Annotated in this window: 13 protein-coding genes and 3 tRNA genes; 9 read left to right on the top strand and 7 right to left on the bottom strand. The window is 39.6% G+C overall.

Features of this window, described 5'->3' with window-relative positions:
* The first annotated feature begins 40 nt into the window (after positions 1–40).
* A complete protein-coding gene (locus HWQ47_RS13320; RefSeq protein ID WP_269971587.1) occupies positions 41–1,381 on the top strand; it encodes an NAD(P)/FAD-dependent oxidoreductase in 1,341 nt (446 codons plus the stop codon).
* A gap of 1 nt (position 1,382) precedes the next feature.
* On the opposite strand, the gene HWQ47_RS13325 is transcribed toward HWQ47_RS13320, so the two are convergent.
* Positions 1,383–2,510 (bottom strand): extracellular solute-binding protein, encoded by a 1,128-nt coding sequence (locus HWQ47_RS13325; RefSeq protein ID WP_269971588.1) that lies wholly within the window; start codon positions 2,508–2,510, stop codon positions 1,383–1,385.
* A gap of 173 nt (positions 2,511–2,683) precedes the next feature.
* On the opposite strand from HWQ47_RS13325, the gene HWQ47_RS13330 reads away from it, so the two are divergent.
* Positions 2,684–2,959, top strand: coding sequence for a hypothetical protein (locus HWQ47_RS13330; protein ID WP_269971589.1), 276 nt, complete (start codon positions 2,684–2,686; stop codon positions 2,957–2,959).
* Positions 2,960–3,109: 150 nt separating this feature from the next.
* On the opposite strand, the gene gap is transcribed toward HWQ47_RS13330, so the two are convergent.
* Together gap and HWQ47_RS13340 are read right to left on the bottom strand one after the other, a co-directional pair.
* Positions 3,110–4,120: a type I glyceraldehyde-3-phosphate dehydrogenase gene (gene gap / locus HWQ47_RS13335; protein WP_269971590.1), complete on the bottom strand. Its 1,011-nt coding sequence runs from the start codon at positions 4,118–4,120 to the stop codon at positions 3,110–3,112.
* A gap of 236 nt (positions 4,121–4,356) precedes the next feature.
* On the bottom strand, positions 4,357–5,175 hold the full coding sequence (locus tag HWQ47_RS13340; RefSeq protein WP_269971591.1) for a DUF2989 domain-containing protein: 819 nt from the start codon (positions 5,173–5,175) through the stop codon (positions 4,357–4,359).
* Positions 5,176–5,396: 221 nt separating this feature from the next.
* Here HWQ47_RS13340 and HWQ47_RS13345 point away from each other — a divergent pair, with 221 nt between their 5' ends.
* The 5 genes from HWQ47_RS13345 (at position 5,397) to HWQ47_RS13365 (ending at position 9,214) form a co-directional block, all read left to right on the top strand.
* Positions 5,397–6,833, top strand: coding sequence for a glyceraldehyde-3-phosphate dehydrogenase (locus HWQ47_RS13345; protein WP_269971592.1), 1,437 nt, complete (start codon positions 5,397–5,399; stop codon positions 6,831–6,833).
* Between the two features lie 381 nt (positions 6,834–7,214).
* Positions 7,215–7,290, top strand: a tRNA-Gly gene (locus HWQ47_RS13350).
* Positions 7,291–7,427: 137 nt separating this feature from the next.
* Positions 7,428–7,501, top strand: a tRNA-Cys gene (locus HWQ47_RS13355).
* A gap of 97 nt (positions 7,502–7,598) precedes the next feature.
* A tRNA-Leu gene (locus tag HWQ47_RS13360) sits at positions 7,599–7,684 on the top strand.
* A gap of 336 nt (positions 7,685–8,020) precedes the next feature.
* Positions 8,021–9,214, top strand: coding sequence for an amino acid aminotransferase (locus HWQ47_RS13365; RefSeq protein WP_269971593.1), 1,194 nt, complete (start codon positions 8,021–8,023; stop codon positions 9,212–9,214).
* Positions 9,215–9,338: 124 nt separating this feature from the next.
* On the opposite strand, the gene yvcK is transcribed toward HWQ47_RS13365, so the two are convergent.
* A complete protein-coding gene (yvcK, locus tag HWQ47_RS13370; protein ID WP_269971594.1) occupies positions 9,339–10,256 on the bottom strand; it encodes a uridine diphosphate-N-acetylglucosamine-binding protein YvcK in 918 nt (305 codons plus the stop codon).
* Between the two features lie 191 nt (positions 10,257–10,447).
* On the opposite strand from yvcK, the gene HWQ47_RS13375 reads away from it, so the two are divergent.
* Positions 10,448–11,275, top strand: coding sequence for a glucosaminidase domain-containing protein (locus tag HWQ47_RS13375; RefSeq protein WP_269971595.1), 828 nt, complete (start codon positions 10,448–10,450; stop codon positions 11,273–11,275).
* Positions 11,253–11,879, top strand: a complete 627-nt coding sequence (locus HWQ47_RS13380; protein WP_269971596.1) for a DUF2987 domain-containing protein — start codon at positions 11,253–11,255, stop codon at positions 11,877–11,879. Before HWQ47_RS13375 ends, HWQ47_RS13380 begins: the two co-directional genes overlap by 23 nt.
* A 67-nt stretch (positions 11,880–11,946) precedes the next feature.
* Here HWQ47_RS13380 and ttcA read toward each other — a convergent pair whose 3' ends face one another.
* From ttcA to etrA, 3 genes are all read right to left on the bottom strand, one after another.
* Positions 11,947–12,906, bottom strand: a complete 960-nt coding sequence (gene ttcA / locus HWQ47_RS13385; protein WP_269971597.1) for a tRNA 2-thiocytidine(32) synthetase TtcA — start codon at positions 12,904–12,906, stop codon at positions 11,947–11,949.
* Positions 12,907–12,988: 82 nt separating this feature from the next.
* Positions 12,989–13,921, bottom strand: a complete 933-nt coding sequence (gene uspE, locus HWQ47_RS13390) for a universal stress protein UspE (RefSeq protein WP_269971598.1) — start codon at positions 13,919–13,921, stop codon at positions 12,989–12,991.
* A gap of 228 nt (positions 13,922–14,149) precedes the next feature.
* A complete protein-coding gene (gene etrA, locus HWQ47_RS13395; RefSeq protein WP_269971599.1) occupies positions 14,150–14,899 on the bottom strand; it encodes an electron transport transcriptional regulator EtrA in 750 nt (249 codons plus the stop codon).
* Positions 14,900–14,929: the final 30 nt, after the last annotated feature.

Raw genomic sequence — 14,929 nt, forward strand, 5'->3', positions numbered from 1 at the left:
AAACAATGAATAACCTCTGTCAATAGAGAGCTATTAAATCATGAGTTTAAAACAGTACGATCCCTTGATATCAACGGATCCAGCGAATCAAACTTGGCCAAACTCTTATTGGGCTGATACCGTCAATCAGCCATCTGTTTCACCCTCGCTTAAAGGGAATGTTCACACCGATGTCGCGATTATTGGTGGCGGATACACGGGGCTTCTCACTGCATATTACCTTGCAAGTGAGTTTGACGTTGATGTATGTGTAATCGAAGCAAATACCGTAGGTTTTGGCGCAAGCGGACGTAATGCAGGCTTTGTATTAAAGGGGTCGGGCCGGTTAGGTTATAGCCAAATGGCTAAACTGTGGGATCTTGATACGGCAAAAGGGATCTATCATGAATTCAGCCAAGCAGTAGAGCGGGTCGATTCACTAATAAAATCAAACAATATTCAATGTGATCCTCAAGAGAAAGGCTACTTAAAAATTGCCCATAACAAAAAAGCGATGGAGCAACTCAAAACAGCTTCTAACTTCATCACGGAGCACTTGGAAGGGCAAGCTGAGTTTCTAACACTCGAACAACTTAAGCTGGGCTATATGGACCATAAGCAAGCCTATGGTGCATTAAGATTGAATGATGGCTTTGGTATCAACCCGCTAAAGTTGGTTTTGGGTTATAAAGAGATAGTTGAAAAAGCAAAAGTAAAAGTCTTCGAAAATAGTTGCATTCATAGCTGGTTAGAAGAGGAGGGTAAACATAGGTTAATTTCATCTGATGGCGAGGTAATAGCCACAAAAGTAGTCTGCGCCGGGAATGCCTATACACCAAAAACATTTAACTACCGTACAGACGATAAATACCTGCCTATTTTAAGCAATATTATCGTTACAGAGCCATTAACTGACACTGAACTCGTCGAAACAGGACTGAGAACACACCAAGTAGCTATGGATACACGAGTTCTGAAATACTATTATCGATTACTGTCAGATAATCGCCTGCTATTAGGCGGACGCGGTGCTATTACCGGCAAAGATGCAAATAATCCCATCTACGCAAAAAGGCTTCAATATGCTTTAGCTCAGTGTTTCCCCTCATTAGCCAAAAAACAGATATCATATAGTTGGACCGGTTGGATTGCCGCCGCAATGGATGATATACCGCACGTTTACGAGAAAGGAGGAGTTGGCTATAGCTTAGGGTATTGTGGCTCAGGAGTTTCATTCAGCGCTCAAGCAGGCTATCGTTTAGCACAATCTCTAGTGGGTAAACAAGTTCCTGATCTTCCACTATATCATCAACCGCTACCAAAATTTCCATTGGCAAAACTCAGGCGTATAGGTCAATGGGGTTACTATCATTTTGGGTGGTTAAAAGACAGATACGGATAATTCAATGATCAGCTCGACGGTGGCCCTTAGCTTGTTCGAGCATTTTTTTCATTAAACCATAACTTCTTTGATCATAGGGAGGAACAAACATGTTTTCATTAAGGATTTTATCTGGGTCTCCTATTGTAACATTCACGGGAACATGTTTTGACGCCGGCACCATAGACAACTGCTCTGAGATGCGAGTTTGAACCTCTTTTCCAATAAAGTAGTTAGCAAAAATTTCTGCTGCTTCTAATTTTCTATCGGATAGACCTTTTACAAAATTAATAGTATCAAGCCAAGCCATATGTCCTTCATCAAAGTTAATTAATTGCCAATTTCCCCCTTTGGCATTTTCAGCGTGTATTTCAGGACCCCAACTGCTCACGATCAGTAATTCATCATCAAATGTCGGAGCATCAGCCCAAAAGCTTCCTGCAGCATCATACAGCGCGGTTAGCTGAGTTTGAAAAACACCGTCAAGCGCAGATTTAACCATCACACCAGTGCGATTCTCTTTCATAAATTCTTCATACAAATAGAAAGGAGATTCACCTTGGCTCATCAAAGTCAACCCAATATTGTACCATTCTTGAGCTTTGTTTAATGAAAACTTATGCCTCCACTTAGGTGTCCATAAGTCTTTAACTGAATGGGGAAGCGATGACTGTTCGACTCTATTGTAGTCAATATAAAAACCATAAATACCTCCACCCCAGGGAATGTACAACGGATTATGACTCTTATCTAATCCCATTTTTAATCGAGTTAAATTTGGATACAATAATTTGTAATTGGTTAATCTTGGGGATTGAACGTTGACAGGTTGCAGTAATTTAGCCGTTTGCTCATTTTTCATTTTGATAAAAAACAGCGTTAAAAAAGTGATATCACACTCGTTGGCTCTTATCAGGTTATACATCTGCTCTGCCCCCTCGGCAAAAACAGAAATGACTTCAACCTGATACTGATAACCCTGATCCAATAGTAATTGGTTTACATGGCTAATGTCTTTCTCAGTCACATAACCTTCCCAAGTGAGAACTTTCAACGTCTCTGGCTTTAATTCGTTCGCAACACTATTAACACTGTGTAAAAGCAGGTAAATAGTCAAAGCTATAATGAGTAGTGTTATCTGGTTTTTCATAGTGATTTACCGCTGACCCATTCTGGTTAAAAAGGTGCATGTTGTTCATCACAGCAATAACAAGCGCATCAGCTAAGTTTAGCTTAAGTCCAGCAGCTAGCTACTATGATAGAAAACGTGCTAAATAGTCATTCCCTTGCTATTCTTAACAGCTGCCAAAAATGGGGGAACTAATGAAGTCTAATCTCGATAAAATGCTTTCTAATCACAACAAACTCGTTCACTCAGAAGGGGTCAAGATAATTTCTCATACCCAAAGAGAAGTTGAAGAGTGGGTGCAACATACGGTAATGATTGAAGGATGTGATGCTCCCTTTAAATTTAGACGCCCAAAAAAATTCAAATGCCTTAAAGGAAATAGAGTCAACATGACTTATTATGCCGAGCAAGAAAAAGTTGCGGGTTTTGAAATTGAAGTGATGAAAGTAGTCAGAATAAAACGCTTTTAAATATGTTACAAAAGCAAAGAACAAGCTAGCTAAGAATTATGAGACGTTCCAGATTAAGCCTTAAGAGAACATACTAACAATTCCTAATACCTTGTGTTGCAAAACAAAAAGCCAACCTTAACGGTTGGCTTTCTAATGCAAAATTGAAAATTACTTTGCCGTCATGAGTGCAACAGCATTATCTAACATGCGGTTACTGAAACCCCATTCGTTATCATACCAAGACATTACTTTAACTAAGCGACCTTTAACGCGTGTCTGAGTAGCATCAAAATTTGATGAGAACGGATTGTGGTTAAAGTCGATAGAAACTAATGGCTCCTCGTTAACACTAAGTACTTCACACATTGGCGCAACAGCTGCTGCGTTTTGAATGATAGCATTTACCTCTTCAACCGTTGTGTCACGAGAGGCGATAAATGATAGATCCACAAGCGAAACGTTTACCGTAGGTACACGGACAGCCAAACCATCAAACTTACCAGCAAGCTCAGGGACTACAAGACCCACAGCAGCAGCGGCGCCAGTTTGCGTTGGGATCATAGACATTGCAGCAGCACGTGCACGTCGTAAATCAGTATGATAAACATCTGAAAGACGTTGATCATTGGTATAAGCATGAATTGTAGTCATTAGACCAGATTCTATACCTATTGAATCATTTAAAGGCTTAGCGATGGGGGCTAGACAGTTCGTTGTGCAAGAAGCATTTGATATTACAGTCATATCAGCAGTAATTACATCGTTGTTTACACCGTATACCACAGTAGCATCTACATTCTTACCTGGAGCAGAAATAAGCACCTTCTTAGCACCTGCGTCTAAGTGAGGCTGTACAGACTCTTTTGATGTGAACATACCTGTACATTCAAAAACAACATCAATCTTCAAATCTGCCCATGGCAGTTTGGACGGATCGCGTTGAGAAAAAGTCAGAATCTTATCTTGGTTAACATAGATAGCTTCTTCATCGTGTTCAACTTTAGCGTTAAAACGACCATGAACAGAATCATACTTAGTTAAATGAGCATTGATAGAAGCATCACCTAGATCGTTAATAGCAACAATCTGGATCGGGTAATCTTTTTCACTTTCATAAAGTGCACGTAATATATTTCGTCCAATACGGCCATAGCCGTTAATAGCAACGCGGATAGACATCTCATATCCCTCAGGTAAGTGTAAAAGTAATTTCTGGTAGTAAAATTACCAAACTGACAGCTACCGTCAAGTAATATCCGCTTTCTGGCCCAATTTTCGATAACAAATTCGCCATTTCTTTTACAAAGATCATATTTTTTACAAATATAAGGTGGAAGCTAAGTAAATTTAACCTTTATGGCAGGTTTATTGCCGCAATTTTTGAATGCAAAAGAAAAATCGTATAAACCATCTGTTTAGTCTTTCTCTAAGATTCGCTTAACTTTGCTGGATTGGTAATGACTGGATCCCAATGCATCTGCAAGCTCTTCAGCTTGTTCATCGAGATATAACTGAAGTTCAGTATCTCGATTAATTAATGCCGACATACTTGCTTCAGAGACTTGATTGTTCGTCATCAGGATATTGGCTCTTGACACTAGATAGGTAAGCTCAAATTCATTCATTTTTTGATAAATATTGGCTAAACCAAGTAACCATTCAGGGTTAAAACTATTCTCATCACTGCGATTGAAAACGTCTAAATAGATGACTCTGGCTTTTTCGGGGTGAAACTTTTGAAAATAGGAAGCGATCCCAGCAAGTATGTCAATATCATCTATCAGATTTAATCTTTGTGCACGTAACACTTTTCTCTGAGCGACAGCATCATTAAAACGAGTCCAATGGTAATAGGCGAGGTAGATCTCGTTGCTCTCTTTAGTATTTACTTGTAACTCGGCAAGACTTTGTGCACTCATGCCAAATGCTCGAGCCCTATCATTGGTTCTTTCTGGGTGAAAGATATGTTGGACCCCGGCGGCAAGTTCTATGCATTTGTTGTATTTCTCTAAATGCAACAAATGCAGATAAACGTCTTTTCCTGACGGGGTCTGTTCTTGCTTTAGTCTGAATCTATTGTTAATCAGCGCTGCTTTCTCGACTCGACACCAACTATCTTTGTGCAAATCGGAACAAAGTTCAGGATTTTTTTTACAAATCGTGTTGCTATTCACCGCAGTATCGCAGCCTAAAAGCACGAAAAATACGATTATAGCAAAAAATGATTTAAACATTACGACACTTCGAGTCAAAATAGGCTCCAATACGGTTTTTATGCTAATAAAATTACAATGTTACATTCGATATCTTACTGGCTTGAAAGACCACTTTTCATTACAATGGCGCCGACCATAATGGGATTTACCCGATTAATAACTAGAGTATTGGTCTTTTTTTTTTGTTACTCAATCATTTCTGCGAAAAAAAGCAGAATTGTGAGATAAAGGATCTGTAAATGAGCGCTGATAAACACCTACAAAGCTGGCAAGAACGTTTCGAAATGGCAGAGGCTATGCAGCCTCTACTAGGCAAATTATATCGCAATCAGGGTGTCGAAGTCGTTATATACGGTAAGCCACTACTCAATGCTTCTACCATCGAAATCATTAAGTCACATCGTCTAGTGCGTAAGCATGTTGGTTACAAACTTAGATTGCGTGAGAGTTTTCCTTTTGTTGAAGCACTAAGTAAGTTAGCGGTAAAACAGTGTAAAGTGGACATTGGTAAATTAGCCATCAAGTATTGGGCTGAAAACGACAGTGTTGATGGTATTGAAGCTTACATGAGCCAAGAGCTTGCTCCTGCTATAGATCATGAAGACTTTGAAAAAGCCAGAGATGTGGTTCTTTATGGTTTTGGACGTATAGGTCGTTTGCTTGCTCGACTATTAATTGAGAGAACCGGTGTAAGCAATAAGCTTCGTTTACGTGCGATTGTACTTCGAGGTGGTCGAAAAGGTGATCTTGAAAAGCGTGCAAGTTTATTAAGAAGAGATTCGGTTCATGGACCGTTCAATGGCTCTGTTGAAGTTGATGAAGAAAACAATGCAATCATCGCAAATGGCACCTATATCCAAGTTATTTATGCCAACTCACCAGGCGAAATTGACTACACGAGTTACGATATTAATGATGCTCTTATCGTCGACAATACTGGTATTTGGAGCGATGAAGAGGGTCTTGGTCAACACCTTAAATCTAAGGGAGCTGCTAAGGTACTTTTAACCGCTCCAGCAAAAGGCAGCATTAAAAACATTGTATATGGTGTTAATGAGTCCGATATTTTAGATACAGACACGATCATTTCTGCCGCTAGTTGTACTACAAATGCGATAACGCCAGTACTAAAAGCCATCAATGACAAATATGGAATCGAGAATGGACACGTAGAAACTATTCATTCCTATACCAATGATCAGAACCTAATCGATAACTATCACAAAGCTGATCGTCGTGGTCGTAGTGCGCCACTGAATATGGTTATCACTGAAACTGGTGCAGCGAAAGCTGTTGCTAAAGCGTTACCCGCCTTAGCCGGTAAGTTGACTGGAAACGCAATCCGAGTACCAACTCCCAATGTGTCTATGGCTATTATAAACTTAAACTTAAACAGTGAAACGAATAAAGAAGATATCAATGATTATTTGCGAAATATCGCATTAAACTCTGAACTTCGAAATCAAATTGATTTCACTGAATCTACAGAAATTGTTTCTTCTGATTTAGTGGGTTCACGTCATGCTGGAGTTATAGATTCTCAAGCAACGATTGCTGAAGGGAAGCGTACTATCCTTTATGTATGGTATGACAATGAATTCGGTTATAGCTGCCAGGTTGTCGGTGTAATGCAAAAAATGCTTGGACTAAACTACCAATCATTGCCTTTGGCTTAAATCACTCTGTAATGTGATAAGCCCTGTACTTTTAAAAGTATGGGGCTTTTTTATATCAGGTACATTTACTAGAGATAACATAGCGCTTGGTTATTTGTATAAATATATAAGGCTTTAAAAGCCCTGAATAAGCTAAGAATTGTACAAAAAATTGAACTTTGGGCTAATTTAACAACAGTCAGTATTAAATCCGCTTTTTTACTGGTTTTCATGATTGACTCTACGGCGCAAATCGGTAGAATGCCAATCCGTAGTCAGGGAGAAGCTTCTAAAGTAGTTCTGATTAAACGTTTTAAGATTTGCGACATTAGCTCAGTTGATAAAGGTGAAAGACGATACCATTATTGATGATTATAGATAATGTCGATAAGTAAGAAAGACGCGACATTAGCTCAGTTGGTAGAGCGATACCTTGCCAAGGTATAGGTCATCGGTTCGAACCCGATATGTCGCTCCAAATTATATAATAATGTGACTTAGCTCAGTTGTTAGTTTGATAGAGTTGATACCTTCTTTTTGCCAAGGTATAGGTCATCGGTTCGAACCACTCTTTTCAAGAGAAAGTTCGCTCCAAGTTATGTATAAAATTGAAATGGCGCGATGGCAGAATGGCTATGCTGCGGATTGCAAATCCGCCTATCTCGGTTCGACTCCGGGTCGCGCCTCCATATTTAGATTGTGATGAGTATGTGCTTTGATTTATTAGTTAACAAAGCCATGCAGTATTAACTACCGATAATACGTATCGTCAGAGTCAACGAGTTTGCCCGAGTGGTGGAATCGGTAGACACAAGGGATTTAAAATCCCTCGCTGAATAAGCGTGCCGGTTCAAGTCCGGCCTCGGGTACCATCATCAAGATGACAAAAAAGCCTCGACAAAAATCGAGGCTTTTTTGTACCTACAGAATAATAACCTTCCGCTGTAATATGATGCAATCAGTTCGAACTGCCCACCTTTATGTGTTTTAGTTCCTTAACAATTACTAATTTAATAATTCTCAAAAATTTACTGCACTCAATCATGTTTCTTGAAAAAAATATCAATAAAATAGATGTAATCCCAGTAAAAAACTATTTTTTCTACTAGTATAAAAACTCACTACCTCTATTCCTCTGTCAATGGTATAAAGAGTCCTTATACCAATTGGTATTAACCCCCTACATTCAAATACTTTAGGAAGCAGTCATGATATTTACCCAGGTTGAACTTGCTCCAGCAGATCCTATTCTAGGTCTAACGGACGAATTTAAAGCTGACACAAGAACTGAGAAAGTTAACCTCGGCGTGGGGATCTATAAAAATGAAGCTGGGTTAACGCCCATTTTAAAATCGGTTAAATTGGCAGAACAAAGAATACTGTCAACAGAAGAGAGTAAAAACTACCTCGGAATTGAAGGTGTACAGGCATATAACACTGCTGTACAAAGCCTGCTTTTTGGAAATGATCACCAAGTGGTTAAGAACAAAAGAGCACTAACTGCTCAAGCACCCGGTGGTACGGGCTCTCTTCGTGTAGCGGCTGAATTCTTAGTTCGCAATACCAAAACAAAAACAATTTGGGTAAGTAACCCTACTTGGGCTAACCATAAGAATATATTCCAATCTGCAGCTCTTAACATCAAAGAGTACCGTTATTATAAAGCAGAAACTCACGATAAAGATTTTGACGCGATGGTTGAAGATCTCAGTGCTGCTCAAGCTGGCGATCTTGTATTACTCCACGGCTGTTGTCATAACCCTACGGGCATAGATTTAACCGAATCTCAGTGGCATACCATAGCTGATATCTGTTTAAAACAAGAGTTAGTCCCATTATTTGACTTTGCCTATCAAGGGTTTGGCGATGGTGTTGATGAAGATGCTAACGGTTTAAGAATTCTTGCTAATACCGTCCCTGAACTGTTAATCGCAAATTCCTTTTCTAAGAACTTTGGCCTGTACAATGAACGTATTGGTGCTGTGACCATCGTAGCAGCAAATGAAGCAGATGTGGTTAAAGCATTCAGTCAGGTGAAAAGCACTATCCGTGGCAACTACTCAAACCCACCTGCTCATGGAGCCTTGATTGTTAGCACTATTCTCGCCGATGCTGAATTAAAAACCCTCTGGGAAGGTGAGCTAAAGGAGATGCGTGAACGTATCGGTAAGATGCGTACTTTGTTTGTTGAAACATTAAAGCAAGAGGGCGTGGCACAGGATTTCAGCTTCATCTCAAGACAAAATGGTATGTTTAGTTTTTCTGGGCTCTCTAAAGAGCAAGTCGAGACACTTAAAAATGAGCACGCTGTCTATATAGTCGGCTCAGGTCGCATCAGTGTTGCCGGAATGACCCAAAGTAATATGCCTGTGATCTGCAAGGCCATTGCTAGTGTTCTTTGATAGTTAACCAAACGAACTGTGTAGAATTATATAAACGACACAAACACTAAAGCTATTTCTCATGGGCTTTAGTGTAAGAGTTCTAGACACAAAAAGGACAGCAATGCTGTCCTTTTCATTCATGTCATCCTAATTTGAACGATTGTGTTTCTTGCTCAGAAACTATACTCGCCAACGCGTCAGCTAATGCCTTTTTATCGTGCAATCCTTTATGATGTTGACTCACCAGCGGACGATAAACGATATTGCCGCTCTGGTAACTCCTATCCGAATGACACAGGACTCTATCGATTATCTTAACGCCAAGTACCTGATGACACCAATCTATTCTCTGCTCTAAAGTGAAGTCTGCAGAGGAAGAGGGCTCTCGTGTAAGATTGTCGATTAAGATCACTTCAGCGCGAGACTCTGCCAACGCAGTTGCAAATTTAGGTAATAAAAGTGGTGGCATGATACTGGTTAAAAAACTACCTGGGCCTAAGATCACTAGATCGGCTTCACGAACCGCATCACACGCTTCACAAGTCGCAGTCACCATAGGTTCTAATGACAGCGCCATAGGGTGATTCAACATCCCATCCACATTAGTCTCACCAAATATTTTGTTGCCACATGCTTCAATAGCGACAAGGTGGGTGGGTTCCTCTGACATAGGAATAACGCGCGTATCAATATTAAGAAATTGACGAATAACATTGACAGCTTCCAGTGGTCTTACGCATAGCTGATCCAATGCAAGCAGAATAATGTTGCCTAGGTTATGACCCGACAAATCGCTTTCACCAGCAAATCGATACTCGAATAATAGAGAGCCAATAGAGGGATTACTTGCCAACTGAGATAAGCAGTTGCGCAGATCTCCCCAAGCGATACACTCTTGCTGTTCACGCAGTCTACCTGTAGAGCCACCATTATCGGTAGTAGCAACGATACCTGTTAGTTTAGGACCAAGGAAAGAGAGCGTAGATAAAACTCTGCCTAATCCATGACCTCCGCCTATAGCAACTATATTATTGAATCTATTTAGTGCATTATATTGCATTCGGGTTTTTCCTTCCTGAATACCCAAGAGTTTTCATTTGCGATTATACATTAGAATAGCCCTGTAAACTCTTGTTTTGTTACATACTCCAATGATTTGAAAATACTCGTTATAGTGACACCTCCAAGTGGCTTGGGTATATGTGTAATATGACATATAATCTCAACCGATAATGATGATTTGAGACAAGAATGAAAACAGGAAGAATAGGTAAATTAACAGTATCAATAAGTGTTGTCATACTCGCCCTTATTATATTAAAACTTAATTTTATAGACACAAAAGACACAAAAGAGCAGAAGTTAGGGGCGTTAATTAAAAATAAGCAGAACCTTAGTCTGATCCCCGATTTTGCTTCTATTCCTCTTGTTAGTGATAAGAAACAAGCTTTCTTTGATTATTTACGTCCTTGGGTTCGACTGCAAAATGGAATAATCAATGATGAACGTCAATTTTTACAACGCTCTCTGCAACACATCAATGACGGATTAGTGCTGACTGAAGCTGAGTATTTTCGTATCGAAGAGATCTCAAATAAGTATCAGTATTCTCCTCGAACAATTAATGCTGAAACCATTCAAAAATTATTAATAAGAGCGGATATTATTCCTGAATCTATGGTGCTGATCCAAGCTGCCAATGAAACAGGTTGGGGAAGCTCAAGGTTTGCTAGAGAGGGGCTTAACTTCTTTGGACAGTGGTGCTTTAAAAAAGGTTGTGGTTTAGTGCCACAATCACGTACATCAGGTATGTCTCATGAGGTGGCTGTTTTTAAATCTGTCGAAGACTCAGTTGCATCATATATGCGCAACTTAAATTCAAATGCAGCATATTCTCTTTTACGCTCAATTCGCGCCGATATGCGCGCGCAAAATAAAGAACCCACAGCTAACGAACTGGTGTATGGGTTAGTAAACTATTCTGAACGTCAGGAAGCTTATATCGATGAGCTTTTAGAGATGTTACGTCATAACCAGCAATACTTAGTAGGAAATAATGAAGAAAAGACTTCTGTTTAGTTGTTTAGTCCTAGCTTGCACCTCTGTGCAAGCAACACCTATCTCGTTAGAATATCAAGGGTTTTATAACAGGTTGAAACAGGTCAATAAGGGACATTATCCTCTTGTTGAACTCACATTTTCAGTACCTAATAAAAAACTATGTCGTATTAATAGCGGTACGATAACCACTGAAAAAGAGTCATTCCCTCTTACTATAACAAGCGATCAGCGTCTCTTTTTGCCTTACGATGATAGATTAAAATCTGATCGCGCTTTAATTAATTTAGACATTGAAGGTAAGGTTGAACATTGTAATATTTCAATGCAGGTAAGAGCAAAACAGACGAGACAGATTTACCAAAAAAGTGAAATCCTACAGATCCAAACTGAAATGGATGCGCTATTAAATGAGATGCAAGGTTTTCCTATGCGGTACTTCGCAGCAGACATAGCTGGCATTAACTTTGTTTTTGAACCTGATAGTAAGGTTTCAATTAAGATTGATGGCACAGAGCAACTTGTCACGGGAATGCTTAGACTCAGTCGAGCTCAAATAGCAGCGTTAGACACCCTTGAACTGTCTGTAAAGCCAAAGGTGATAAGCCCTTGGACTAATGGTTAATCGGCTTTTGACAGAAATAAAAAAAACTAGCTAACGCTGGTTTTTTTATTTCTGTAGCTCCCATGAATTAAGGAGTATAGGTACTAACGACATCTATTTGATGTTCAGTCTTCATCCTTTGCTTGTTACTTGCAGCATCAAGGTCGATATGACCATTATTTGACACATCAACAAAATCAAACGCTGGTAAGTCTGATTCAGCGACTTCACCTTTAAGTGGTGCGTCAGGGTTTCGGCTTAATGAAACAAAATCAAATTGTGTTCTGTCAACGCCCTGAGATGGGGATGTATTTTGCATCGCGGTGAAAATAGACTCGATACGACCTGGGTGTTCAACATCCCATTGATTAAGCATCTTTTTGACTGAAGCACGTTTAAGGTTTTCCTGAGAGCCACATAGATTACATGGGATGATTGGAAAAGATTTTAACTCAGCATATTCAGCAATCTCTTTTTCACGTGAATAAGCTAAAGGTCGAATCACCATATTCGCACCATCATCAGAGAGCAACTTAGGTGGCATGGCTTTTTGCTTACCCGCAAAGAACATGTTTAAGAACAATGTCTCAATAATGTCATCTCTATGGTGACCTAAGGCTATTTTAGTTGCCCCAATTTTTTGTGCAAAACCATACAAGGTTCCACGTCGCAATCGTGAACATAAGGAGCAGGTCTTTTGACCCTCAGGAGTTTTATCTCTAACGATAGAGTAGGTATCTTTCTCTAAAATATGATACGCCACATCTAAAGTATCAAGATAAGCTGGAAGAACATGTTCAGGAAAACCCGGTTGTTTTTGGTCCAAATTAACTGCGACTATTTCGAACTTAATTGGCGCTCGTTTTTGCAGGTCCAGTAAGATATCAAGCATAGCATAGCTATCCTTGCCTCCTGAAAGACAACACATTACCCGATCACCTTCCTCAACCATATTATAATCAGAGATAGCTTTGCCGACTTCGCTTCTGAGCTTTTTCTGAAGCTTTTTCATTCGGGTGACTTGTTGAGTTGATAGATCGACAGACATAAAAAAACGCGCCTAATAACACTTGAATTATGGGCGCGTAGTATATATTAAAATCTTGACGTTAAAAAGCCAACTTGCTCGCTTAACTCTGATCTAATGGCGATTTATAACCATCAGGCTTAATGGCCAGCAGATCGCAATTTATACTATCGATAACGTGCTCTGCTGTATTACCAATCAGCGCCGCTGAAAAACCGGTTCGACCGACTGTGCCTAAAATAACCAGCTCGGCATCGATGTTTTTCGCGACATCAGGGATCACGTCTTCAGGTAAGCCTTCTTTCACATGACAGTTATCAGGACTAATGCCTAAAGTTAAGGCTAACTCGCACACTCTTTGTTCATGCTGCATACGAATCGTTTCACTGTATGTATGTGCGTCAAAATCAGGTAACTCGATAGCAAGATTGACAGGGGTTCCAGGATAACCATTTACAAGGTGAACTTCGGCATCGAATTTAATCGCTAAATCTTTACCATATTCAATAATTTTGCTGTTGAGACTAATGTGATCATCATCTTCTGAACCAACATTTATTGCACATAGTATTTTACCAGCAATAGGCCAATCATGTGCTTTTACTAACAGAACGGGTACTGGTGATTTCCGCATTAAATGCCAATCAGTTGGAGTGAAAATTACAGATTTAAGCTTGTCATGCTCATGGGTCCCTTTGATAATGAGATCGAAATTTTCTGAAATGACATGTTGAATGATACTTTCATAAGGGCGATTGTGCCAAATGACTTCACTTTGAATCGTGATACCAGAGGATGAATAATGTGAGACAATTTCATCAATCCAAGCTTGCCGCTGAGCAATAACACCTTGTCTCATTGCCTCACGCTCTTGTCCGGACAAGATAGATGTCATCTCATAAGAAAAATCAAAAATTGAAAGAAATACGGTAATGCTTGCTTGATTTCGGGTCGCGAGTTCAACAGCCCTCGCAAGTGCGGGTTGGGAATCACTGGCTGGATCCACGACAACTAACAGCTTTTTATATTTCTTCATAGGTTTCCCCTTTCTTATTTGGTACCTTAATAATGAGCTACATTGGGTAAAAGACATTGCTTTAGATCAAATGAACTCAAGATTCCTTACCGTGTTATAGCATTATTTTATGCTAAGTTACTTATCTATTACGAATTATTTAATAGTACACAGACGACGTTTTAAAATTCAAAGAAGGGGAAGGCGCCGATACTGACCGTATCAACGCACTAGACAACAGATAAACATCTAGCGAGCAATAACGCTATTGCCCGCTAATTTATTCAGTGCATCAAAGTTGATGATAGTAATGTATTTACCTTTAACTTCTATCAACTCAGCTTTTTGGAAACGTCCGAGTAATCGACTAATTGTTTCAACCGTCAAGCCTAAATAATTACCAATATCACCACGAGTCATGGTCAACCTGAACTCTTTAGGTGAAAAGCCTCGATTGCCAAATCGCGTAGCTAAATTGCTGATGAAAGCCGCCAATCTTTCCTCTGCATTTTTCTTACTTAACAACAATATCATCTCTTGATCACTTTGGATCTCATTACTCATCAAACGCATAATCTGCTGTCGAAGTTTTGGCATAGAACCACTGAGATCATCGAGCGTCGAAAATGGAATTTCGCAAACCATTGAGGTTTCTAATGCTTGTGCAAAACTCTGATGTACTTGGGAATGAATGCCGTCGAAACCAATCACATCACCCGCGAGATGGAAACCAGTGATTTGTTCATCACCTTGCTCTGTAATGGTAAAACTCTTAATGGTACCTGAGCGGATTGCAAATAGAGACTTTAGAACATCACCTGATTTAAATATTTGCTCACCCTTTTGAATGGGCTTTTTTCTCTCAATGATTTCGTCAAGACGATCGAGTTCAGAACTATTAAGTGTAAACGGAATGCACAAGGTTCCCATGCTGCAATCATGACAATGAATGGCACATCCAGGAACTGCAGAACGACGACTTTTACTGTTGTCTGTCATAGTCTCTCTCAAATTTCTCAATTACACTTA

Origin of the sequence: Shewanella sp. MTB7 (assembly GCF_027571385.1) — a bacterium.
GTDB lineage: Bacteria > Pseudomonadota > Gammaproteobacteria > Enterobacterales > Shewanellaceae > Shewanella.